At 72.9% G+C, this 22,670-nt stretch carries 24 protein-coding genes; 14 read left to right on the forward strand and 10 right to left on the reverse strand.

Features of this window, described 5'->3' with window-relative positions; all coding sequences use genetic code 11:
- The first annotated feature begins 93 nt into the window (after positions 1–93).
- From ACZ6H8_RS03525 to ACZ6H8_RS03540, 4 genes are all read left to right on the forward strand, one after another.
- On the forward strand, positions 94–525 hold the full coding sequence (locus tag ACZ6H8_RS03525; RefSeq protein WP_464144505.1) for a DUF6993 domain-containing protein: 432 nt from the start codon (positions 94–96) through the stop codon (positions 523–525).
- A gap of 19 nt (positions 526–544) precedes the next feature.
- The gene (gene ettA / locus ACZ6H8_RS03530) at positions 545–2,227 is read left to right on the forward strand and encodes an energy-dependent translational throttle protein EttA (RefSeq protein ID WP_464144506.1); all 1,683 of its coding nucleotides are present in this window, start codon (positions 545–547) and stop codon (positions 2,225–2,227) included.
- Between the two features lie 2 nt (positions 2,228–2,229).
- A complete protein-coding gene (locus ACZ6H8_RS03535) occupies positions 2,230–2,712 on the forward strand; it encodes an acyl-CoA thioesterase (RefSeq protein WP_464144507.1) in 483 nt (160 codons plus the stop codon).
- A gap of 88 nt (positions 2,713–2,800) precedes the next feature.
- Complete coding sequence (locus ACZ6H8_RS03540; RefSeq protein WP_464144508.1) at positions 2,801–4,330, forward strand: CoA-acylating methylmalonate-semialdehyde dehydrogenase; 1,530 nt, start codon at positions 2,801–2,803, stop codon at positions 4,328–4,330.
- Positions 4,331–4,343: 13 nt separating this feature from the next.
- Here the strand turns inward: ACZ6H8_RS03540 and ACZ6H8_RS03545 are convergent, their stop codons facing one another.
- Together ACZ6H8_RS03545 and ACZ6H8_RS03550 are read right to left on the reverse strand one after the other, a co-directional pair.
- Positions 4,344–4,919 (reverse strand): GNAT family N-acetyltransferase, encoded by a 576-nt coding sequence (locus ACZ6H8_RS03545; RefSeq protein WP_464144509.1) that lies wholly within the window; start codon positions 4,917–4,919, stop codon positions 4,344–4,346.
- A gap of 3 nt (positions 4,920–4,922) precedes the next feature.
- Entirely contained in the window at positions 4,923–5,786 is an 864-nt protein-coding gene (locus ACZ6H8_RS03550) for an acyl-CoA thioesterase (protein WP_464144529.1), read from the reverse strand.
- 132 nt (positions 5,787–5,918) lie between these two features.
- Here ACZ6H8_RS03550 and ACZ6H8_RS03555 point away from each other — a divergent pair, with 132 nt between their 5' ends.
- Positions 5,919–6,533: a DUF8185 domain-containing protein gene (locus ACZ6H8_RS03555; protein ID WP_464144510.1), complete on the forward strand. Its 615-nt coding sequence runs from the start codon at positions 5,919–5,921 to the stop codon at positions 6,531–6,533.
- Positions 6,533–7,102: a hypothetical protein gene (locus ACZ6H8_RS03560; RefSeq protein ID WP_464144511.1), complete on the forward strand. Its 570-nt coding sequence runs from the start codon at positions 6,533–6,535 to the stop codon at positions 7,100–7,102. Before ACZ6H8_RS03555 ends, ACZ6H8_RS03560 begins: the two co-directional genes overlap by 1 nt.
- Here the strand turns inward: ACZ6H8_RS03560 and ACZ6H8_RS03565 are convergent.
- Genes ACZ6H8_RS03565 through pepN form a run of 4 tightly spaced genes read right to left on the reverse strand, consistent with a single transcriptional unit; the run spans position 7,095 to position 12,658 of the window.
- The gene (locus ACZ6H8_RS03565) at positions 7,095–8,735 is read right to left on the reverse strand and encodes an FAD-binding dehydrogenase (RefSeq protein ID WP_464144512.1); all 1,641 of its coding nucleotides are present in this window, start codon (positions 8,733–8,735) and stop codon (positions 7,095–7,097) included. The two genes, ACZ6H8_RS03560 and ACZ6H8_RS03565, sit on opposite strands and share 8 nt — an antisense overlap.
- Before the next feature lie 10 nt (positions 8,736–8,745).
- Positions 8,746–9,150, reverse strand: coding sequence for a globin (locus tag ACZ6H8_RS03570; protein WP_464144513.1), 405 nt, complete (start codon positions 9,148–9,150; stop codon positions 8,746–8,748).
- Positions 9,147–10,112: a mechanosensitive ion channel family protein gene (locus ACZ6H8_RS03575; RefSeq protein WP_464144514.1), complete on the reverse strand. Its 966-nt coding sequence runs from the start codon at positions 10,110–10,112 to the stop codon at positions 9,147–9,149. The genes ACZ6H8_RS03570 and ACZ6H8_RS03575 overlap by 4 nt, the downstream gene beginning before the upstream one ends.
- Positions 10,112–12,658, reverse strand: coding sequence for an aminopeptidase N (gene pepN, locus ACZ6H8_RS03580; RefSeq protein WP_464144515.1), 2,547 nt, complete (start codon positions 12,656–12,658; stop codon positions 10,112–10,114). The genes ACZ6H8_RS03575 and pepN overlap by 1 nt, the downstream gene beginning before the upstream one ends.
- A 78-nt stretch (positions 12,659–12,736) precedes the next feature.
- Between pepN and ACZ6H8_RS03585 the strand changes: the two genes are divergently transcribed.
- The 3 genes from ACZ6H8_RS03585 to ACZ6H8_RS03595 are packed head-to-tail and all read left to right on the forward strand — an operon-like array spanning position 12,737 to position 14,820.
- Positions 12,737–13,363, forward strand: a complete 627-nt coding sequence (locus tag ACZ6H8_RS03585; RefSeq protein WP_464144530.1) for a mycothiol-dependent nitroreductase Rv2466c family protein — start codon at positions 12,737–12,739, stop codon at positions 13,361–13,363.
- The gene (locus ACZ6H8_RS03590) at positions 13,360–13,842 is read left to right on the forward strand and encodes a ribose-5-phosphate isomerase (protein ID WP_464144516.1); all 483 of its coding nucleotides are present in this window, start codon (positions 13,360–13,362) and stop codon (positions 13,840–13,842) included. The genes ACZ6H8_RS03585 and ACZ6H8_RS03590 overlap by 4 nt, the downstream gene beginning before the upstream one ends.
- Before the next feature lie 3 nt (positions 13,843–13,845).
- Positions 13,846–14,820: an Fpg/Nei family DNA glycosylase gene (locus ACZ6H8_RS03595; RefSeq protein ID WP_464144517.1), complete on the forward strand. Its 975-nt coding sequence runs from the start codon at positions 13,846–13,848 to the stop codon at positions 14,818–14,820.
- Positions 14,821–14,848: 28 nt separating this feature from the next.
- Here ACZ6H8_RS03595 and ACZ6H8_RS03600 read toward each other — a convergent pair whose 3' ends face one another.
- Complete coding sequence (locus ACZ6H8_RS03600; RefSeq protein WP_464144518.1) at positions 14,849–15,469, reverse strand: hypothetical protein; 621 nt, start codon at positions 15,467–15,469, stop codon at positions 14,849–14,851.
- A gap of 86 nt (positions 15,470–15,555) precedes the next feature.
- On the opposite strand from ACZ6H8_RS03600, the gene ACZ6H8_RS03605 reads away from it, so the two are divergent.
- The 5 genes from ACZ6H8_RS03605 to ACZ6H8_RS03625 all read left to right on the forward strand — a co-directional run bounded on the left by ACZ6H8_RS03605 (position 15,556) and on the right by ACZ6H8_RS03625 (position 20,408).
- Entirely contained in the window at positions 15,556–16,953 is a 1,398-nt protein-coding gene (locus ACZ6H8_RS03605; RefSeq protein ID WP_464144519.1) for a GH1 family beta-glucosidase, read from the forward strand.
- A 98-nt stretch (positions 16,954–17,051) separates the two neighbouring features.
- Complete coding sequence (locus ACZ6H8_RS03610) at positions 17,052–17,720, forward strand: Pr6Pr family membrane protein (RefSeq protein ID WP_464144520.1); 669 nt, start codon at positions 17,052–17,054, stop codon at positions 17,718–17,720.
- Between the two features lie 77 nt (positions 17,721–17,797).
- A complete protein-coding gene (locus ACZ6H8_RS03615; protein WP_464144521.1) occupies positions 17,798–19,411 on the forward strand; it encodes a molybdopterin-dependent oxidoreductase in 1,614 nt (537 codons plus the stop codon).
- Between the two features lie 92 nt (positions 19,412–19,503).
- The gene (locus ACZ6H8_RS03620) at positions 19,504–19,983 is read left to right on the forward strand and encodes a MogA/MoaB family molybdenum cofactor biosynthesis protein (protein ID WP_464144522.1); all 480 of its coding nucleotides are present in this window, start codon (positions 19,504–19,506) and stop codon (positions 19,981–19,983) included.
- Positions 19,980–20,408: a molybdenum cofactor biosynthesis protein MoaE gene (locus tag ACZ6H8_RS03625; RefSeq protein WP_464144523.1), complete on the forward strand. Its 429-nt coding sequence runs from the start codon at positions 19,980–19,982 to the stop codon at positions 20,406–20,408. Before ACZ6H8_RS03620 ends, ACZ6H8_RS03625 begins: the two co-directional genes overlap by 4 nt.
- Before the next feature lie 225 nt (positions 20,409–20,633).
- Here the strand turns inward: ACZ6H8_RS03625 and moaC are convergent, their stop codons facing one another.
- The 3 genes from moaC to ACZ6H8_RS03640 all read right to left on the reverse strand — a co-directional run.
- Positions 20,634–21,113 (reverse strand): cyclic pyranopterin monophosphate synthase MoaC, encoded by a 480-nt coding sequence (moaC, locus tag ACZ6H8_RS03630; protein ID WP_464144524.1) that lies wholly within the window; start codon positions 21,111–21,113, stop codon positions 20,634–20,636.
- The gene (locus ACZ6H8_RS03635) at positions 21,110–22,336 is read right to left on the reverse strand and encodes a molybdopterin molybdotransferase MoeA (RefSeq protein ID WP_464144531.1); all 1,227 of its coding nucleotides are present in this window, start codon (positions 22,334–22,336) and stop codon (positions 21,110–21,112) included. The genes moaC and ACZ6H8_RS03635 overlap by 4 nt, the downstream gene beginning before the upstream one ends.
- A 5-nt stretch (positions 22,337–22,341) precedes the next feature.
- Positions 22,342–22,670 (reverse strand): rhodanese-like domain-containing protein (locus ACZ6H8_RS03640; protein WP_464144525.1); only part of this gene is annotated, 329 nt, incomplete at its 5' end.

Consider the following 22,670-nt stretch of genomic DNA (forward strand, 5'->3'; position numbering starts at 1 on the left):
CCCCCCCCCCCCCCCCCCCCACGGCCCGGGCCCGCTCGCGCTCGATAGGCTGGCGCGGGTCGCGCGTCGCGACCCACGCACGAGGGGAGCGCGATGCGCCGCCAGGCAGCACTGCTCGCGACCGGGATCGCCTGCGCGATCGCGCTCGTCGGCTGCACCGCAGACGACGCACCAGCCCCGTCGCCGAGCGCCACGCCGACCGGCGAGTCGACCTCGACGCAGGAGCCGACGCCCGCCGAGGCGCTGCTGCCGCAGTTCGCCGACGTGCTCGCGGCGAACGACGTCGCGGGAGCGCCGGACGGCGACGGCGTCGTCGCAGCGCTCGTCGCCGCCGGGTTCGACGCTGCCGCGATCGAGCGCAGCGACGACGTCGACCAGCAGGGCGAGCCCGTCGCGCTCATGACGATCGCCGTGCGTGTCGAGGGCGAGTGCCTGCTCGGGCAGGTCGGAGCCGGCGCCCCCTCGAGCGTCGTCGTGCCGGTGCTCGGCACCGGCTCGTGCCTCGTGGCACCGTACGCCCCGTAGTCCCCCGTAGACTCGGGGCATGGCCGAGTACATCTATTCGATGGTGCGCGCCCGCAAGACTGTGGGCGACAAGGTGATCCTCGACGACGTGACCACGGCGATCCTGCCGGGCGCGAAGATCGGCGTCGTGGGTCCGAACGGTGCGGGAAAGTCGACGATCCTCAAGATCATCGCCGGCCTCGACCAGCCCTCGAACGGCGAGGCGAGGCTCTCGCCGGGCTTCTCGGTCGGCATCCTCATGCAGGAGCCCGAGCTCGACGAGACGAAGACCGTGCTCGAGAACGTGCAGGACGCGTTCGGCGAGATGCGCGGCAAGATCGAGCGCTTCACCGAGATCTCCGCCGAGATGGCGAACCCCGACGCCGACTTCGATGCGCTCATGACCGAGATGGGCACGCTGCAGGAGGAGATCGACGCCGCCGACGCGTGGGATCTCGACTCGCAGCTCGAGCAGGCGATGGACGCCCTGCGCTGCCCTCCGGGCGACTGGGCGATCACGAACCTCTCCGGCGGCGAGCGCCGCCGCGTCGCGCTGTGCAGGCTGCTGCTCGAGAAGCCCGACCTGCTGCTGCTCGACGAGCCGACGAACCACCTCGACGCCGAGAGCGTGCAGTGGCTCGAGCAGCACCTCGCGAAGTACCCGGGCGCCGTCATGGCCGTCACGCACGACCGGTACTTCCTCGACCACGTCGCGACCTGGATCTGCGAGGTCGACCGCGGTCGCCTCTACCCCTACGAGGGCAACTACTCGACCTACCTCGAGAAGAAGCAGGAGCGCCTGCAGGTGCAGGGCAAGAAGGACGCGAAGCTCGCCAAGCGCCTCACCGAGGAGCTCGAGTGGGTGCGCTCGAACGCCAAGGGCCGGCAGGTCAAGTCGAAGGCGCGCCTGGCGCGCTACGAGGAGATGGCCGCCGAGGCGGAGCGCACGAAGAAGCTCGACTTCGAGGAGATCCAGATCCCCGCGGGTCCGCGACTGGGATCGGTCGTGCTCGAGGCGAAGGATCTGCACAAGGGCTTCGACGACCGCGTGCTCATCGACGGGCTGTCGTTCACGCTGCCTCGCAACGGCATCGTCGGGGTCATCGGCCCGAACGGCGTCGGCAAGTCGACGCTGTTCAAGACCATCGTCGGCCTCGAGCCGCTCGACGGCGGCGACCTGAAGATCGGCGAGACCGTGAAGATCTCGTACGTCGACCAGGGACGCACGAACCTCGATCCGCAGAAGACGCTGTGGGAGGTCGTCTCCGACGGCCTCGACTACATCCAGGTCGGCGGCACCGAGATCCCCAGCCGCGCCTACGTCTCGCGCTTCGGGTTCAAGGGGCCCGACCAGCAGAAGAAGGCGGGCGTGCTCTCCGGTGGCGAGCGCAACCGCCTCAACCTGGCGCTCACCCTCAAGCAGGGCGGCAACCTGCTGCTGCTCGACGAGCCGACGAACGACCTCGACGTCGAGACGCTCGGCAGCCTCGAGAACGCGCTGCTGGAGTTCCCGGGCTGCGCCGTCGTCGTCACGCACGATCGCTGGTTCCTCGACCGCACCGCGACGCACATCCTCGCGTACGAGGGCACCGACGAGGACCCGTCGAACTGGCACTGGTTCGAGGGCAACTACGAGGCGTACGAGGCGAACAAGATCGAGCGTCTCGGCGTCGACGCCGCCAAGCCGCACCGGTCGACGTACCGCAAGCTCACGCGCGACTGATCGTGGCTGGCACGGCGGGCGACGTCGTCGGCGCGCGCATGCGCGTCGCCGTGCCGATGCGTTGGCGCGACCAGGACGCCTTCCAGCACGTCAACAACTCGACGATGCTCACGATCCTCGAGGAGGCGCGCGTGCGCGCGTTCTTCCGCACGGGCGACGAGGATGCGCCCGCGACGGCGATCCTCGATCCGGGCCTCGACGCCGGCATGCTCACGTTGATCGCGAGCCACCACGTCGAGTACCTCGCTCCCGTGCCGTATCGGCGCGCGCCGCTCGAGGTCGAGATGTGGTTCTCGCGCATCGGCGGCTCGAGCGTCGAGCTCTGCTACGAGGTGCGCGACGAGCCGGCAGGCGTGCTCGCCGTGCGGGCCGCGTCGACGTTCGTGATGGTCGACGTCGACTCGGGCCGGCCGCGCAGGCTCACCGACGACGAGCGCTCCGCGTGGGCGCCCTTCGTGGGCGAGCCGCTCGTCTTCCGGCGCTGACGGCTCCGGGCAGCCGCGCTCGCCCGCGACGCTGACGCCTGGTGGGTGCGCGCCGCTACGCTGGCGAGCACCGACGGAAGGATCGACGATGAGCCAGACCGCCCTGCCAGACGCCGCTCAGGCGACGACGATCGAGCCCATCCCGCACTGGATCGGCGGCGAGCGTCGCATCGTGACGCAGGGGCGCACGGCGCCGGTGTTCGACCCGGCGCTCGGGCGGCAGATCCGCGAGGTGCCGCTCGCGACCGCCGACGAGCTCGGCGAGGCCGTCGCGATCGCGAAGGAGGCGGCCGCGGGGTGGGCCGAGACGTCGGTGGCGAGGCGGCAGCAGATCATGTTCGCCTTCCGCGAGCTCGTCGCCGCCCGCAGGCAGCAGATCGCCGAGCTCATCACGAGCGAGCACGGCAAGGTCGTCTCCGACGCGCTCGGCGAGGTCGCTCGCGGCCTCGAGGTCGTCGAGCTCGCGACCGCCTTCCCGCTGCTCACGAAGGGCGAGTACACCGAGAGCGTGTCGACGGGCGTCGACGTGTACTCGTTCCGCCAGCCGCTCGGCGTCGTCGGCATCATCTCGCCGTTCAACTTCCCCGCGATGGTGCCGCTCTGGTTCGCGCCCGTGGCGATCGCGGCCGGCAACGCCGTCGTGCTGAAGCCGAGCGAGAAGGATCCCTCCGCCGCGGTGCTCATCGCCGAGCTGTATCGGGAGGCGGGGCTGCCGGACGGCGTCTTCAACGTCGTGCACGGCGACAAGGAGGCGGTCGATGCGCTGCTGACGCACGACGACGTCGCGGCGATCTCGTTCGTCGGGTCGACGCCCATCGCCCAGTACGTGTACGAGACGGCCTCGAAGGCCGGCAAGCGCGTGCAGGCGCTCGGCGGCGCGAAGAACCACATGCTCGTGCTGCCCGACGCCGACCTCGACGTCACGGCCGACGCCGCCGTCAACGCGGGGTTCGGATCGGCGGGGGAGCGGTGCATGGCGATCTCGGTCGTCGTCGCGGTCGAGTCGATCGCCGACGAGCTCGTCGAGCGCATCCGCTCGAAGATGGCGGGCATCCGCACGGGCGACGGCCGTCGCGCCTGCGACATGGGGCCGCTCATCACGCAGGTGCACCGCGACAAGGTCGCAGGCTATCTCGACGTGGCCGTCGCCGACGGGGCGACGCTCGTGACCGACGGCCGTGACGTGGAGGTCGACGGCGAGCCCGGCGGGTTCTGGCTCGGGCCGACCCTCGTCGACCACGTCACGACCGACTCCGCCGTCTATCGCGACGAGATCTTCGGCCCCGTGCTGTCGGTCGTGCGCGTCGCGACGTACGAGGAGGGCGTGGCGCTCATCGCCGCGAACCCGTACGGCAACGGCACGGCGATCTTCACGAACGACGGCGGTGCGGCGAGGCGGTTCCAGCACGAGGTCGAGGTGGGCATGGTCGGCGTGAACGTGCCGATCCCCGTTCCCGTCGGCTACTTCTCGTTCGGTGGGTGGAAGTCGTCGATCTTCGGGCAGGGCAAGGCGTACGGCCCGCACGGCTACCAGTTCTTCACGCGCGAGAAGGTCGTGACGAGCCGCTGGCTCGACCCGAGCCACGGCGGCCTCAACCTGGGCTTCCCGCAGAACTGAGCCGCGGCGAGCGTCAGCGCTCGTGCTCGAGGATCGCCCACGTCTCGCTCGAGCCGTACTCGCCGGTCGCAGGGTTCACCCCGTCGTCGAGCTGCACGGCCTCGCGTCGCATGCCCAGGCGCGCCGCGACGCGCGCGGACGCCTGGTTGTCGTGGTCGAGGATCGCGACGACCCGGTGGGCGCCGATCGACCACGCGAGCTCGAGGGCGGCACGGCCCGCCTCGACGGCGTAGCCGCGACCGCGATGCTCGGGAGCGAGGATCCAGCCGATCTCGGCCTGCCTGCCCGCCGCGTCGACCAGCTTCACGACCGTCTCGCCCGCGAGCGCACCGCCTGCCTCGATCGCGATGCCGTACGCGTCGCCGTCGGTCGCGAAGGTCGGCGTCTCGTGCATGCGCGCCATCATCCGCTCCTCGGTGAGCATGGGCCGCCACAGGTGCAGCGCCGTGCCGGGATCGGTCTGGTACGCGCGGAACGCGTCGAGGTCCGCGGGGGAGAAGCGGCGCAGCAGCAGCCGTTCGGTGCGCATCGGCAGCGCCGCGGTGATCGTCGCGGTCGCGACCGCCGGGTCGATGGGGTCGACGGGCACGGCTCAGCCCTCGACGGGCAGGCGCACCATGCCCTCCTGGGCGACGGTCGCGACGTGGGTGCCGTCCTGTGCGTGGATGCGCGCGAGCGTGAGCCCACGGCCGCCACCGGTCGACGACACCTCGAGGCTCAGCAGCAGCCACTCGTCGACGCGGGCGGGCCGGTGCCACCACACGGCGTGGTCGAGGCTCGCGACCTTGATGTCGCGCGACGACCATGCGTAGCCGTGGAGCCGCAGGACGGGCTCGAGGATCGCGTAGTCCGACAGGTACGCGAGCGCTGCACGGTGCAGGGCGTCGCCGCCGCCGAGCTCGCCGACGGCGCGGATCCACACGTGCTGCGTGCCCGAGCGGGGCCGGTCGCGGTCGTGGAGGTAGAGGGGGCCCTCGACGTGGCGCAGGTCGAAGGGACGGCCGCGCGACCAGTGCTGCGCCACGGGGTGGTCGATGCCGCCGAGCAGCTCGGCGGCCGACGGCAGCGACTCGGGGTCCGGCATGCCCTCCGGCATGGGCGACTGGCTCTCGGCGCCCTCGTCATCGTCCTGGAACGACGCGATCATCGACAGGATCGGCACGCCACCTTGGTATGCCTGCGTGCGGCGCGTGGCGAACGAGCGACCGTCGTGGATGCGGTCGACCGAGAACGTGATGGGCTTGGCGACGTCGCCTGGACGCAGGAAGTAGCCGTGCACCGAGTGGATGCTGCGCTCGTCGGCGACGGTGCGCTGCGCGGCGACCACGGCCTGCGCCATGACCTGGCCGCCGTAGACGCGGCCGAGCGGCATCCAGTGGCTCGGTCCGGTGAAGATGTCCTCGCTCGTGCGCGCATGGGTGTCGACGAGGTCGAGCGTGTCGCGCAGCAGCGCCATCGGGTCGGACGGCGGCGGGGGCGGGGTCTGGTCTCGGTCGGCTCCACTCACGGGCTCCAGCCTAGCCAGCGAGCGTCGCGCTGCCGCCCCGGATGCGTGGTCGCGCGGCGCTGTGCGGCGTACCCTGGGGGCATGCCATCCCTCCTCGCGGTCGACGATCGCGCGCGCGCGGACGTGCGGACGCTCCTGGGACGTGCCGGCCGATTCGGCGAGACGTCGGTGCGGCTCACGGCACACGGCGACGTCGTGCTGGTGACGGTGCCGCTCACGGTGTCGAGCGGCCTGCTCGACGCGGGGCCGACGATCCTGGGCGTGCGGGTCGTGCGCATGCGCGAGGCGGCCGAGTTCGACGCCGTCGTGCCCGCGGATGCCGTGATGGATGCGCTCGCCGAGGGTGCGGATCTCGACGTGCCCGCCGCCGCGACGCTGCCTGCGTGGGCGTCGCTGTCGGCGCCGCGCGGCGGCTGGCAGCCGCTCGGCGAGGTGTCGGCGGACGAGGTGCGGCTCGGGGCGAGCGCTGCGGCGGCTCGGGTCGAGCGTGAGCTGCCGGCGAGCCCGGGCGACGCGGTGGTGCGTCGCGTGCGCCGAGCGGTGTGGGGGCAGGGTCTCGACGGGCATCCGCTCACGCTCGGGCAGTGCGCGGCGCTCGAGGGGCTCGGCTTCCTCGGTGACGACGCGGTGCAGGTCACGGGCGTGGGTGCGTGGACCCGCGCGTCGACGCGCCTCGGCGACGTGCTGGTGCGCTGATGCGCTCGGAGGCGCCCGACCCGACGAGCCCGTGGCCGCACGACATGGTGCTGCGCGTCGCGCGCGCCACCTCCGGCATGCTCACGGCGCTCGCCGTCGCGGAGGCGTGGCGCATCGACCTCGGCATCCCGTCGCTCGATCCGCCGCCGGTGGGCGTCGTCGTCGGCGAGCGCCCCGTCGACGCCTCGCGCGTCGCGCTCACGACGTGGCGCGATGCCGTCGCCGTCACGGGGCTGCCCGACGGCCACGTGCGGGGCCTCGCGCTCGACGGCAGGCGTCTGGCGCAGATCGGCATCGATCGCGATGCGCTCGAGCAGTGGATGCGGCGCATGCCGTCGGAGCGGCCGACGGGTCCGCTGCACGAGCACCCCGAGCGGCGCGACGTCGCGGCGACCGTGCTCGCGTGGCAGTCGGGGCTCTCGGAGATCGTGACGTTGCCGCTCGCGTCCGGCTGGGCGGCGCGGTCGGGCTCGACGCTGCTCGTCGACGAGACGACGCACCGCGACCCGGCCCGCTACGTCGACGTGCTGCTCGCCTACGCGGGCGACGCCCTGCCGCGCATCACCTGACGATCGCGCGCCCGGCGCGCAGCCCCGAGTGCAGGCAGCCGCCGAGGAACGTGCCCTCGAGCGAGCGGTACCCGTGCACGCCGCCGCCGCCGAAGCCCGCAGCCTCGCCGACGGCGTACAGCCCGGGGATGGGGCCGTCGGCGCCGAGCACGCGGGCATCGAGGTCGGTGAGGATGCCGCCGAGCGACTTGCGTGTCAGCGTGCGCAGGCGGAACGCCACGAGCGGCGCGTGGCGCTCGTCGAGCAGGCGGTGCGGGGCGGCGGTGCGCAGGATGCGCTCGCCAGCCAGCTCGCGTGCACGGTGGATCGCTGCGATCTGCGGATCGGAGTCCGGGTGGTCGATCGCGGCGTCGCGCTCGGCGACGGCGGCGCGCACCCGTTCGGCGTCGAGGTCCGGCTCGAGCGCCCGCATGCCCTCGACGAGCTCGGTCAGGGTCGGGGCGACCACGACGTCCTCGCCGTGGTGCAGGAAGCCCTGCACGCCCTGCGAGCCGTGCCGGATGCGGTCGAGCACGAGCGCGAGGCTGCGGTCCGTGAAGTCGGGGTTCTGCTCCGAGCCCGACAGGGCGATCTCCTTGCGCAGGATCGTGCTCGTGAGCACGAACCACGAGTGCTCGTGACCGCCGCGGCGCAGGTGCTCGAGCGTCGCGAGCGTGTCGAAGCCTGGGTAGCACGGCGCGGGGAGCCGGTCGCCGCGCGAGTCGATCCACAGGCTCGACGGGCCGGGCAGGATCCGGATGCCGTGGTTCGGCCACACGGGATCCCAGTTCGCGAGGCCCTCGGTGTAGTGCCACATGCGGTCGCGGTGCACGACGCGGGCGCCAGCGGCCGCCGCGACGTCGAGCCCGCGGCCGTCGACGTGCGCGGGCACGCCCGCGAGCCCGGTGGCGGGCATGGCGCCCAGCCGAGCCGGCCAGTCGCGTGCGACGGCGTCGATCGACCCGCCCGTGCCGCCGGTGGCGACGACGACGTGGTCGGCGGCGACCTCGAACGCGCCGACGACGTCGCGGCTCGACGACTCGCCGCGCACGGCGACGTCGGGTGCGAGCACGGCGCCGCGCGCACCGGTGACGCGGCCGCCCTCGACGACGAGCTCGTCGACGCGATGCCGCATGCGGATCGTCACGAGGCCCGCCTCGACGCCCTCGCGGACCGCGCGCGTGAAGGGGGCGACGACGCCGGGTCCCGATCCCCACACGATGTGGAAGCGGGGCACGGAGTTGCCGCGCGTGCCGTCGCCGCGCTCGGCATGACCGAGCACGGGGAAGATGCGCACCCCGAGGCCTCGCAGCCAGTCGCGAGCCTCGCCGGCTGCGAACTCGCAGAACGCGTCGGCCCACTGCCTGCCCCACTCGTCGCCCGTCGCCTCGAACCCTGCCGTGCGGTGCCAGTCGGCGCGGGCGAGCTCGAGCGAGTCGCGGATGCCGAAGCGGCGCTGCTCGGGGGTGTCGACGAGGAAGAGGCCGCCGAACGACCACCACGCCTGCCCGCCGAAGGAGGCGGCGGGCTCCTGGTCGACGATCGTGACGGTGCGCCCGGCGCGGACGGCCTCGCGGGCGGCGACGAGGCCGGCGAGGCCCGCCCCGATCACGAGCACGTCGGCGTGCTGCTGCGTCGGATGGGCCTGCGGCATCGAAGGGCTCCTACAGGGTCGGCGGGTCGGCGCGGAACGCCGGGTTGCGGTTCACCATCGCGTGCGCTGCGCGCTCGAGGTAGTCGACGAGCTCGGCGCGCAGCAGCGGCGGGGGTGCTGCGACGTCGACGGCGGCGAGCATGTGGTGCAGCCATCGGTCGCGCGCCTCCGGGCCGATCGGGAACGGCTGATGCCGCATGCGCAGCCTCGGGTGGCCGCGCTCCTGCGAGTACGTGCCCGGCCCTCCCCAGTACTGCTCGAGGAAGCCGGTGAGCCGCTCCTTCGCGCCGCGCAGATCGTCCTGCGGGTACATGGGCCGCAGCACGTCGTCGGTCCAGACGCCCTCGTAGAAGGCGTCGACGAGGCGCTCGAAGAACTCGCGGCCGCCGACCTGCTCGTAGAACGTCGTCGTCATGGATCCTGCCTCGGCAGCTCTGCGGTGCGAGGCGGCCGGGCACCGGAGACGCTCGCAGCACCATCCATGCCCTCGAGCACCACCTGCTCGAGCGACGGCAGCGCGATGCCTGCGGCCTTGAGGTCGCGAGCGAGGCGTCCGCGCAGCTCGCGGGCGACGTCGTCGCGCGACTGCGTGCGCACCTTCATCGTCACGCGCACGACGATGACGTCGTCCGACACCGACTCGATGCCCCACAGCTCGGGGTCGCCGATGACGCGCGTCGCCCACTTGGGCTCGTGCGCGAGCTCGCGCGCGGTGTGCAGGATGCGCTCCTGCACGCCGTCGACGTCCGACGCGTAGGGCACGCCGAGGTCGACGACGACGCGTGCCCAGCCCTGCGACATGTTGCCGACGCGATTCACCTCGCCGTTGCGCACGTACCAGAGGGTGCCGTTGACGTCGCGCACCTGCGTGACGCGGATGCCCACCTGCTCGACGACGCCCGTCGCCATCCCGAGGTCGACGATGTCGCCGATGCCCAGCTGATCCTCGAGCACCATGAGCAGGCCCGTGAGCACGTCCTTCACGACGTTCTGCGCGCCGATGCCGAGCGCGGCGGCGAAGAGGCCGGCCGCCGTGATGAGGGCGGAGCCGGAGATGCCCAGCAGCGACAGGATCGTGATGAGCGTCACGATGACGATGAGCCACGCCGCGACCGTGCGCAGCACGCCGCCCATCGCCTTCGTGCGCTGCACGATGCGCACGTGGTAGAGCGGCGAGCGCTGCAGCGCCTCGGTGTCGGCGACCGAGGCCTTGCGCTTCGCCCCGGAGACGACGTTGCGCACGACCCGATCGATCACGGTGCGCACGCCCCACCACACGAGCGGCGCGATGAGCAGCACGACGAGGATCGCGACGGGCTGGAACCACCAGCCCAGGGTGGCCCGCAGCCACTCGTCGAGGGTCGTCGCGTCTCCCATCAGCGCTGCCGGTCTCGCTCCTGCACGCGCAGCGCACGCTCGACGCCTGCGAGCTGCTCGCCCACGAGGCGGCGCAGCGCAGGCACGTCGGGGTTCGTCTCGAGCCAGCGGCGCGTCGCGGTCGCGAGCTCGTCGCTCGCGACGACCGACGGGTAGAGGCCCACGACGAGGCCCTCGGCGATCTGGTACGTGCGCGACTCCCAGATCGGCACGAGCGCCGCGTGGTAGCGGTCGATCAGCGTCGCGAGGTCGGCGGGGTCGTTGACGTGCTGCAGGCCCATCGCCGTGTAGCGCACGATGAGGTTCGATGCGCCTGCCTCGTCGGCGACGGACGCGAACGCCCGCTCCTTCGCCTCCGCCGTCGGGATCGTCGCCCGCGCGCGGGCTGCGAACTGCCTGCCCGTCGCGGTGTCGTCGGTCTCGAGCAGCGCGTCGATCTCCGCGTCGCCCGCCGCACCGTTCAGCACGACGCCGTCGAGGATCTGCCAGCGCAGGTCGGCGTCGACCTCGAGGCCCTTGAGCGGCGCGGATCCGTCGAGCAGGCGCTGCAGCGTGGCGACGTGGCTCGGCGACGATGCGAGGCCCGCGAAGGCCTGCACGAGCTGCAGCTGCAGGTCGGAGCCTGCCTTCGCATCCTTCGCGAGCTGCCACAGGCGGTCGCCGGTCGTCTCGATCATGCCGGCCCGGCGCTCGGGCGCGACGAACGTTCGCACGGCCTGCGCGAGCTGCGCGAGGGCGAGGCGCACGGTCGTCGACTCCGTCTCCGCGCCGATGTTCGCGAGCACGAGCTCGACGTAGTCGCTCGCAGGCGTCTCGCCGTCGCGCGTGGCATCCCAGGCCGCACCCCACACGAGGGCGCGTGCGAGCGGGTCCTCGATGCGCGAGAGCCGTTCGAGCGCGACCTTCGACGAGCGCTCGTCGAGGCGGATCTTCGCGTACGCGAGATCGTCGTCGTTGACGAGCACGAGCGCGGGGCGCTGGTGGCCGACGAGCTGCGGCACCGTCGTCGACGCCCCGTCGATGTCGAGCTCGACGCGATGGATGCGCTGCAGCTGCCCCTTGTGCTCGTCGTAGAAGCCCACGGCGATCCGGTGCGGTCGCAGCGTCGGGTAGTCGGCCGTCGCGGTCTGCGTGATCGCGAACGACGTGACGATGCCGTCCTGCGTCGTCTCGATCTCCGGGCGCAGCGTGTTGACGCCCGCCGTCTCGAGCCACTGCGCCGCCCAACCCGACAGCTCGCGGCCGCTCGCGGCCTCGAGCTCGACGAGGAGGTCCGACAGCTCCGTGTTGCCGTAGGCGTGCTTCCGGAAGTACGCGGCGAGCCCGCGCATGAACGCCTCGATGCCCACCCATGCCACGAGCTGCTTCAGCACCGAGCCGCCCTTGGCGTACGTGATGCCGTCGAAGTTGACCTGCACGTCCTCGAGGTCGCGGATCTCGGCGACGATCGGATGCGTCGAGGGCAGCTGGTCCTGGCGGTACGCCCAGGTCTTCTCCATCGCCTGGAACGTCGTCCACGCGTGGGTCCACTCGGTGGCCTCGGCCGTGGCGAGCGTCGACGCCCACTCGGCGAACGACTCGTTGAGCCACAGGTCGTTCCACCAGCGCATCGTCACGAGGTCGCCGAACCACATGTGGGCGAGCTCGTGGAGGATCGTGACGACGCGACGCTCGCGGACGGCGTCGGTGACCTTCGAGCGGAACACGTACGCCTCGGTGAACGTGACGCAGCCGGCGTTCTCCATGGCGCCCGCGTTGAACTCGGGCACGAAGAGCTGGTCGTACTTGTCGAACGGGTACGGCGTCTGGAACTGCTCCTCGTAGAACGCGAAGCCCGCCTTCGTCGTGGCGAAGATCGCGTCGGCGTCCATGTGCTCCGCGAGCGAGGCGCGGCAGAAGATGCCAAGCGGGATCTCGGTGCCGGACGAGCTCGTGAGCGAGTCGCGCGTGACCCAGTACGGGCCTGCGACGAGGGCGGTGATGTACGACGAGATGCGCGGCGTCTCACCGAAGCGCCACGTGCCGGCGTCGCCGTCGATCGTCGGCTCGGGCGTGGGCTGGTTCGACACGACCTGCCACCGCGCGGGCGCGGTGACCGTGAAGCGGAACGTCGCCTTGAGGTCGGGCTGCTCGAAGACCGTGAAGACGCGCCTGGAGTCGGGCACCTCGAACTGCGAGTACAGGTAGACCTCGCCGTCGACGGGGTCGACGAAGCGGTGCAGGCCCTCGCCGGTGTTGACGTAGAGGGCGTCGGAGACGACGGTGAGCTCGTTCTCGGCCGCGAGGTCGTCGAGCAGGATGCGCGGACCGTCGACGACCGACGACACGTCGAGCTCGACGCCGTTGAGCACCACCTGGTGCACGTCGCGTGCGATGTGGTCGATGAACGTCGAGGCGCCCGGCACGTGGGCCGAGAAGCGCACGGTCGTCGTCGACCGGAACACCTCGTCGCCGGTCGTGAGGTCGAGAGCCACGTCGTACGACTGCACGTCGACGAGCGCTGCGCGCTCCTGGGCCTCCTGGCGGGTGAGGTTCTCTCCGGGCACGCTCGCTCCTGACATCGTTCGTGGGCGTCTCCCCAGCGTAGTCGCGCGGCTACGCTGGCTTGCGTGACTCAGGTACGCATGTGGTTCGATCCGACCTGCCCGTGGGCGTGGATGACGTCGCGGTGGCTCGGCGAGGTGGCCGACACGCGAGGATTCGACGTCGACTGGCGCGTCATGTCCCTCTCGGTGCTCAACGAGGGCCGAGACCTCCCGGAGGCCTACGCGCGGCTCATGCCGCGGTCGCTGCGCCTCACGAGGCTCGCGATCGCGGTGCAGGAGACCGCGGGCGCCGCCGCCGTCAAGCCGCTGTACGACGCGCTCGGCGGTCGCATCCACCCCGGTGGCAGGCGCGACCTCGACGCGATCGTCGCGGAGGCGCTCGACGAGGTCGGGCTCGACGCTGCGCTCGCGACCGAGACCGACGCGTACGACGCGCAGCTGCGGGCGAGCCACGCCGAGGCGATCGACCTCGTCGGCGACGACGTGGGCACGCCGGTCGTGTCGGTCGACGGCGTCGCGTTCTTCGGCCCCGTCGTGAGCCCCGCGCCGACGGGCGAGGCTGCGCTGCGCCTGTTCGACGGCATCGTCGCGGCCGCGAGCGTCGATGGCTTCTTCGAGCTCAAGCGCAGCCGCACGCGCGACCCGATCTTCGACGACGGCTCGTCGACGAGCGGCACGGCGGGCGACGCGGGCAGCACGGCATGAGGGTCCACGTCGCCACCGACCACGCGGGCTTCGCCTATTCGACGACGCTCGTGGCGCACCTCGAGGCCGCCGGCCACGAGGTCGTCGATCACGGCCCGACCGCGTTCGACGCAGAGGACGACTACCCGTCGTTCTGCATCGCGGCCGCTCGCGCGGTCGTCGTCGACCAGCGTGCGGGCGTCGAGGCCCTCGGCGTCGTCTTCGGCGGCTCCGGCAACGGCGAGCAGATCGCGGCGAACAAGGTCGAGGGCGTGCGCGCAGCGCTCGTGTGGAGCGCGGCGACCGCCGAGCTCGCCCGCGAGCACAACGATGCGAACGTCATCGCGATCGGTGCGCGCCAGCACGACGAGGCCGAGATGCTCGCGCTCATCGACCGGTTCCTCGCCACGCCGTTCCCCGGCGTCGAGCGGCACGCGCGTCGCATCGCGCAGCTCGCCGAGTACGAGACGACCGGTCGCATCGCCGGCCTGCTCGACTGACCGATGCCCGAGGGCCACTCCGTCCACCGCATCGCCAGGCAGTTCGGCGCGAACTTCGTCGGCGACGCGTGCGCGCTGTCGTCGCCGCAGGGCCGCTTCGCCGACGGCGCCGCGTCGCTCGACGGTCGCACGATGACGGCGTCGCGGGCGATCGGCAAGCATCTGCTGCTCGACTTCGACGGCCGCTGGCTGCACGTGCACCTCGGCATCTACGGCGCGTGGGACTTCGCGGGGCGCATCTCCGAGGACGCCACGCTGCGCTCCGCAGGCGGCCGCGCCGGCCAGACCGGCATGCGCGGCACCGTCGCGGACGGCGCCTTCGAGGAGTCGCTCGCGTCGATCGGCGCGCCGCGGCTGGCGCGGCTGCGGATGGGCGAGGCGGAGTCGACGCTCGCAGGCACCGACTTCCCGCCGGAGCCCGTCGGCGCGGTGCGCGTGCGCATCCTCACGGGCTCCGCCGTCGCCGACCTGCGCGGCCCGACGGTGTGCGAGGTGCTCGAGCCCGGCGAGGTCGAGGCGGTCGCCGAGCGTCTCGGCCCCGACCCCGAGGCGCTCTTCGAGACGAAGGCGGCGGCGCAGCGACGCTTCGTCGCGCGAGCCGGCCGATCGCGGCAGCCCATCGGGCAGCTGCTCATGGATCAGACGGTCGTCGCGGGCATCGGCAACGTGTACCGGGCCGAGCTGCTGTTCCGCGCGCGCATCTCGCCCCACCGCACGGGGGCGACGCTCACGCAGGACGAGCTCGAGGGCCTGTGGAGGGACTGGGTGCGCCTGCTGCGCATCGGCGTCGAGACGGGGCAGATGCTCACGATCGATCGGCTGCGCGGCAAGCGCCTCGAGGCGGCGATGGCGAGCCGGGCCGATCGGCACTGGGTCTACAAGCGCGAGGGCCTGCCGTGCCTGCGCTGCGGCACGACGGTGGCGCTCGAGGTCATGCAGCAGCGCAAGCTGTACTGGTGCCCGGGCTGCCAGCGCTGACGCGCGCGGGTGCTCGACGCGCCGGTCGTCAGCGGAAGCGGTACTCGCTCGTGCCGTCGCCGATGACCCACGAGCCCTGCGGGGCGTTCTCGGGCACCTGCACGACGATCTCGGCCGTCACCGAGTCGCCGACGGCGATCTCCGCGTAGTAGCCGAGGTCGTCGGGCGCTGCGATGAGGGCGCCCGAGTTCTGGTCGTACCTGGGCGCGTTGTCGGGCTGGTACGCGAAGGCCATGTCGTAGTACGGGTGGGTCGTGACGACCCCGACGTTGCGGATCGTGAGCTCGAGGATCACGGCTCGGCTGCCCTGCGTCGGCTGGTAGCCGTTCGCCTGGACGATGGAGTCGGCGGGATCGGTCGACTGCAGCGGCGTGATCTCCCACGTCGTGCCCTGGTCGGTGTGGATGACGATCGTGTCGCCGTAGGCGAAGTCGCCCGGCGCGGTCGTCGGCGTCGGGGGCACGCTGGGGCCCGCCGTCGTCGGGGGGTTCGTGAGGTTCGGGAACGCGGGCGTCGACGATGCGTTCGGGATGTCGGGGTCCGACGGGGCGACGACGGGCGCAGGCACGCACGCGACGATGAGGCCGACGAAGACGGCGACGATGCCGACGCCTGCGATCCGACGTCCTGCCGACGGGCTGGTGCTCACGTGCAACCGGTGCTCCTGAGGTCTCGACGAGCGTGTCGCGCCGATCGCGATGCTCATCGACCACGATAGGTCGGTAGCCTGTGCGCGTGCGTCAGCTTCCCTCGAACTTCACGCTCGGCGTCGCCACGGCGGCCTACCAGATCGAGGGCGCCGCCCACGAGGGCGGACGGACCGACTCGATCTGGGATGCCTTCGCGCGCGTGCCCGGCGCGGTCGTCGACGGCCACGACGGCGCGGTCGCGTGCGACCACTACCACCGCTACCCGGACGACGTGCGGCTCATGGCCGAGATGGGCGTGCAGTCGTACCGGTTCTCGACGAGCTGGTCGCGGGTGCGGCCGGATGGCGGCGACGTCAACGAGGAGGGCCTCGACTTCTACCGGCGGCTCGTCGACGAGCTGCTGGAGCAGGGCATCGAGCCGTGGCTCACGCTGTACCACTGGGACCTGCCGCAGGCGCTCGAGGCGAAGGGCGGGTGGACGTCGCGCGAGACCGTCGACCGGTTCGTCGAGTACGCGACGAGCGTCGTCGAGGCGATCGGCGACCGCGTGCCGACCATCACGACGCTCAACGAGCCGTGGTGCTCGTCGTTCCTGTCGTACACCGCGGGAGCGCACGCCCCCGGCAGGCAGAGCGTGCGCGACGGCCTCGTCGCCGGCCATCACCTGCTGCTCGCGCACGGCCTCGGCGTCGACGTCGTGCGCGGGTACGCCCCGGATGCCTGGGTCGGCATCACGCTGAACCTCACGGTCGCCGATCCCGTCGACCCGGAGGACGAGCGCGACGTCGATGCCGCGCGGCGCATCGACGGGCAGTTCAACCGCTTCTTCCTCGATCCGATCTTCCGCGGCGAGTACCCGGAGGACCTGCTGGCCGACGTCGGGCACCTGGGGCTCGCCGACGCGATCCAGCCGAACGACCTCGGCTCGATCTCGGCCCCCATCGACGTGCTGGGCGTGAACTACTACCACGGCGACGCCGTCTCGTTCGAGCCGCCGGCCGTGCCGCTGCAGCAGGACGCGCCGACGTCGCGCACCATCTCCTCGCCCTACCCGGCCGCCGACGGCGTGGAGATGCATCCGCGCGGACTGCCGGTGACGGCGATGGGCTGGGAGGTGCAGCCCGAGGGGCTCACGCGGCTGCTGCAGCGCGTGCACGAGGAGTACGCGGGGCCCGCGATGGTCGACCTGTGGGTCACCGAGAACGGCGCCGCCTACGACGACGTCGTCGCCGAGGACGGCGCGGTGCACGATGCCGACCGCGTCGCGTTCCTCGAGGCGCACGTGGGCGCCGTGCTCGACGCGATCGACGCAGGCGTGCCCGTCGAGGGCTACTTCTACTGGTCGATGCTCGACAACTACGAGTGGGCGTGGGGCTACCACAAGCGCTTCGGGCTCGTGCGCGTCGACTACGAGACGCAGCAGCGCACGCTCAAGGACTCCGCGCTCGCGTTCCAGCGCATCGCACGAGACCGCGCGCTCTGAGGCCCGGCGCTCGCCGTGACGGCCGTGCTCGCGAGCCTGTGACGCACACGCCGTCGTCGCGGGACGCGTCGGACGTCCGGCGCGGCTATCGTGCACCCATGACCTCCCGCACCGCTGCGATCGTGCTCCGCCTCGCGGGCGCGACCCTCTCGATGTTCGCGATGCTGTACCAGCTCTTCGCGGTGCACATCCCCGCCGGGTACAGCGTCCTCAACTTCTTCTCGTACTTCACGAACCTGTCGAACATCATGATCAGCGTCGTGTTCGTCGTGAGCGCCGTGCGGCTCATCAACGGCAGACGCGATCCGAGCTCGACCGACGTCGCGATCCGCGGCGGCATCGTCGTGTACATCGCCTTCGTCGGCATCGTCTTCAACACGCTGCTGCGCGACGCAGACCTGGGCGACCTGCTGCCATGGGTCAACGGCATCATGCACTTCCTGCTGCCCGTGCTCGGCATCGTCGACTGGATCCTCTGGCCGCCGCGCAGGCGCCTGCCGCTGCGCGTCGTCGGGTGGTGGATGATCTGGCCTGCCGTCTACGCGATCGTCGCGGTCGTGCGCGGCGCGATCACCGGCTTCTACCCGTATCCGTTCTTCAACCCCGCAGCGTCTGGCGGGTACGGCGGCGTCGCACTGCTGTGCCTGCTCATGCTGGTGATGTTCCTCGTGCTCGCGTTCGGCACGAGGGCGGTCGGCAACTGGCTGTCGACGCGTCGCTGGGTCGACGAGGCCGAGCCCGAGGCGCGCGCCGCCGCAGCGGGCTGACGCGCGCCCGCATCCGATCCCGGAGGTCGCTCCGAACTCCGCAGGAGTCCATCGTCGACGACAGCGAGCAGGAGACCATGGCCACGCGCAGCAGGCCCGACAGCAGGCTCGACGGCAGGCGCTTCCTCCTGTGGGCGGGACTCGCCGGCGTCGTGAGCGGCGCGGCCCTCCTCGCGGTCGCCGAGGTGGTCGCGCTGCTCGCGAGCGCGACCGCGAGCCCGATCCCAGCGGTCGGCGCGTTCGTGGTCGACGTCGTGCCGCAGCCCGTCAAGGAGCTCGCGATCGCGGCGTTCGGCGAGGCGGACAAGGTCGTGCTGCTGGGCAGCCTCGGGCTCGCCGTCGTGCTCGCCTCGGCGCTCGCAGGCGTCCTGCAGCTGCTGCGCCCGCCGCTGGGCGTCGTCATCCTCGGCGTCGCGGGCGCCCTCGCGATCGCCGCGACCGTGACGCGCACCGGGGCCGAGCCCCTCGCCTTCCTGCCGTCGCTCGCCGGCACGCTCGCGGCCGCCGTGATCCTCGTCATGCTCGCGCGTCGCCTGCGCGGCTGGCGCGCGACCGCCGGGTTCGGCCGCGGCGCGGCTGCCGACACCGCGGGTCATGCGCCCAGGGCGTCGGCGGGCGGCGTCGATCGTCGGCGCTTCCTCGTGCTCACGGGCGTCACGAGCCTCGTGGCGATCGTCGCGGGCGTCGGCGCGCGCACCGTCACGATGGCCAGGTCGTCCGTCGAGGCCATCCGCGACGCGCTGCGGCTGCCGGCCGCCGGCTCGACGGTGCCGATCCCGGCGGGCGCCGAGCTCGACGTCCCCGGGCTCTCGCCGCTCTTCACGCCCAACGACGAGTTCTACCGCGTCGACACGGCGCTCACGGTGCCCGCCGTCGACCCCGCGAGCTGGAGCCTCGTCGTCGACGGCATGGTCGACCGGCGCGTCGAGCTCGGCTTCCAGGACCTGCTCGAGATGGGCCTCGACGAGTACGCCATCACGCTCACGTGCGTGTCGAACGAGGTGGGCGGCGGGCTCGTGGGCACCGCGACGTGGCTCGGCCTGCCGATCCGCGACGTCCTCGCGATGGCGGGTCCGCAGGCGGGTGCCGACATGGTGCTGTCGACGAGCGTCGACGGCTTCACCGCGAGCACCCCGCTCGCGTCGCTCACCGACGAGGGCCTCGACGCCATCCTCGCCGTGGGCATGAACGGCGAGCCGCTGCCGCTCGAGCACGGCTTCCCCGTGCGCATGGTCGTGCCCGGCCTCTACGGCTACGTCTCGGCGACGAAGTGGGTCACCGAGCTGACGGTCACGACGTTCGCAGACGACGAGGCGTACTGGACGCCGCGCGGCTACAGCGCGGAGGCGCCCATCAAGCTCTCGTCGCGCGTCGACACCCCGCGCGTCGGCTCGACCGTGGCGCCCGGCGCCGTCGCGATCGCCGGGATGGCCTGGGCGCAGACCGTCGGCATCGAGCGCGTCGAGGTGCGCATCGATGACGGCGAATGGCAGACCGCGACGCTCTCGGAGGCGGTGGGCGACGACATGTGGGTGCAGTGGCTCCTCGAGTGGGATGCGACGCCGGGGTCGCACGTCATCGCGTGCCGCGCCGTCGACAAGGAGGGCCGCACGCAGGTCGAGGAGCGCGCGTCGATCGCCCCCGACGGCTCGACGGGCCTGCACGAGCCGGCCATCACCGTCTCGTCGTGACGCGCCGCTCGCACGCGCATGCCGCGGCCGCACGTGCCGCCGGCGCGCGTCCACCGCGAGGCCGCGCCTGCGTGCTGGCCTAGTCTGTGGCCATGTCGCCGCTCGCTGCCGTCATCACCGTCTCCGACCGCTCCGCAGGGGGCGAGCGCCACGACGCTGGCGGACCCATCGCCGTCGCCGCGCTGCGCGACGCGGGATTCGCGTGCGACGACGCGACGATCGTGCCCGACGGCGCCGACAGCGTCGAGGCGGCGCTGCGCGCCGCGATCGCCCGGGGTGCGCGCGTCGTCGTCACGACGGGCGGCACGGGGGTCGCGCCGCGCGACGAGACGCCGGAGGGCACCGCGCGCGTCATCGAGCACGACGTGCCCGGCATCGCAGAGGAGCTGCGGCGGCTCGGCACCGCCGAGCTGCCGCAGGGCATGCTCTCGCGCGGTCGCTCGGGCATCGCGCAGGGTGCGCTCGTGGTCAACCTGCCCGGCTCGCCGAACGCCGTGACGACCGGCATGCCCGTCGTCGCGTCCGTCGCCGGGCACGTCGTGCGGCAGCTCGACGGCGCCGACCACCCGTGACCGCCGTCGCGATCGCCCGCGTCGTCGACGCGCCGCTCGACGTCGCAGCGCACCTCGACGCGGTCGAGGACGCCTCGGCGGGGGCCGTGACGTCGTTCGTCGGCCGCGTGCGCGACCACGATCCCGACGCGGCGGGCGCCGTCGTCGCGCTCGAGTACACGTCGCATCCCGACGCCGAGGCGGCGCTGCGTGCGCTCGCCGAGCGCGCCGTGGCCGGCACGAGCGCTCGGGTCGCCGTGAGCCACCGCATCGGCAGGCTCGCCGTCGGCGACGCCGCCGTCGTGATCGCCGTCTCGTCGCCCCACCGCGCTGAGGCGTTCGACGTGTGCCGCGACGTCATCGAGACGATCAAGACCGACCTGCCGGTGTGGAAGCGCCAGGTCGAGGCGGACGGGACGACGGCGTGGAAGGGCCTCGGCGGCTGAGCCCGGCGCGCCGCGGGGCGGGCGCGCGCAGCCGCCGGCGAAGGGCGGCAGCACGTCGACGGCGCGCGCCGTCGACGAGCACGGCGCAGCGCGGCAGGATGGCGCCGAGCCCGGGGCGCTCGGCGGCGAGCGCAGCGCGCAGCGCGACGAGCGAGACCTCCGGCCGCTGCTCGATCGCGAGGCCCGCGAGCTCCTCGGCGGCGGCGAAGTAGCGCACGCGCGCCATCAGGCGGTGCCCTCGTCGCGCGTCCAGGCGCCGGAGCGCCCACCCTCCTTCGCGGTGATGCGCACGTGCTCGATCGACGTGCCGCGATCCATGCCCTTCACCATGTCGACGATCGCGAGGGCAGCGACCGACACGGCCGTGAGCGCCTCCATCTCGACGCCCGTGCGGTCGGCGGTGCGCACGGTCGCGACGACCTCGACGCCCTCGTCGACGACCTCGAGGTCGACCACGGCCCCGTGCACGCCGATGACGTGGGCGAGCGGCAGCAGCAGCGGCGTGTGCTTCGCGGCCTGGATGCCGGCGATGCGCGCGACGGCGAGCACGTCGCCCTTCGGCGCCGTGCCGTCGCGCAGCGTCGCGACCACCTCCGGCGAGCACCGCACGAAGCCGCGCGCCGTCGCCGCACGCACCGTGGGCTGCTTCGCGGTGACGTCGACCATGCGCGCGTTGCCTGCGGCATCCAGGTGGGTGAGGCTCATGCGATCAGCATGACATCGACGAGGTCGCCGGCCTCGACGGCGGCGACGTCGGCGGGCACGATCGCGTACGCCTCCGCGCGGCCGAGGCCGCCCGCGAGATGCGAGCCCGAGCCGCCTGCCGTCGCGGGCGCGACCGTCCACCGCGCGGGGTCGGTGCGGTCGACGACGGCCGGGAGGTACTGGCGCCGGCCCGGCGGCGTCGTCCAGGCTGCGGCGGCGGGCATGCGCGCGAGGGGCCTCGCGAGGTCGGCAGCGCCCTGCATCGCCAGCAGCGCCGGCCGCACGAACGTCTCGAACGAGACGGCGGAGCTCACGGGGTTGCCAGGCAGCCCGAACAGCAGCGGACCGCCCGCGAGCCTGCCGAAGCCCTGCGGCTTGCCCGGCTGCATCGCGACGCGCACGAACGCCATGCTGTCGGCGAGCTCGACGCGCACGACCTCGTACGCGCCCGCGCTGACCCCGCCGGACAGGATGACGACGTCGGCGGCGCTCGCGAGCGATGCGAGCAGCGCGACGAGCGCGGGCCCCTCGTCGTCGACGCGGCCGCGATGCACGATCGTCGCACCCGCGTCGAGGGCGAGCGCCGCCAGCAGCGTGCCGTTGGAGTCGGGGATCTGCCCGCGTCGCACCGGCGTGCCGGGCGCGACGAGCTCGGAGCCCGTCGAGACGACCGCGACGCGCGGCCGCTGCGACACGACCACCTCGGCGACGCCGCACGCGGCGATCGCCGAGCGCTGCAGCGCGCCCAGGCGCGTGCCGGCTGGCAGCACCGCGTCGCCCGCCGTGGCATCCTGCCCGCCGCGACGCACGAACACGCCCCTCGCACGCGGCGCTGCCAGCACGACCGCGGTCTCGAGCGAGTCGTCGAGGCCGCCGCGCGTGTCCTCGAACGGCACGATCGCGTCGGCGTCGGCGGGCACCGCGGCGCCCGTCATGATGCGCGCGGCCTCGCCGGGGCGCAGCCGAGGATCGTCGGGGGACCCCGCGGGGAGGTCGGCGACGACGGCGAGCGTCACGGGCGACGCCGGGCTCGCGGACGCGACGTCGGCGAAGCGCACGGCGAACCCGTCCATCGCCGAGTTGTCGAACGCAGGGATGTCGAGCGCGGCGAGCACGGGCTCGCGCAGCACGAGCCCGTGCGCGTCGTCGAGCGCCACCGTGCGGGTGCCGAGCGGATCGACGGCGGCGAGCACCGTCGCGAGATGCGCCTCGACGCTGCGCATGCCGCTCACCGGGGTCCCGCTGCGGCACGTCCGCCGGAGTGCTCGGGGAGCGACGCGATGCCGCCCGCGAGGACGGATGCCTCGATGCCGGCGCCGCGCATCGCCTCGGCGGCTCGCAGCGCGCGAGCGCCGCGCTGGCAGACGACGACGAACGGGCCGGAGCCTGCGGACGTCGGATCGTCGAGCAGCGCCTGGAGCGGCACGAGCACCGAGCCGTCGATCGTGCCGAGCGCGGTCTCGGCGGGCTCGCGCACGTCGAGCAGCGTCGCACCCGCGTCGCGGGCCGCGAACGCGTCGGCGACCGAGAGCTGGGGGATGGGGTGCTGGGGGATGG

Source organism: Agrococcus sp. AC640b (assembly GCF_979255995.1).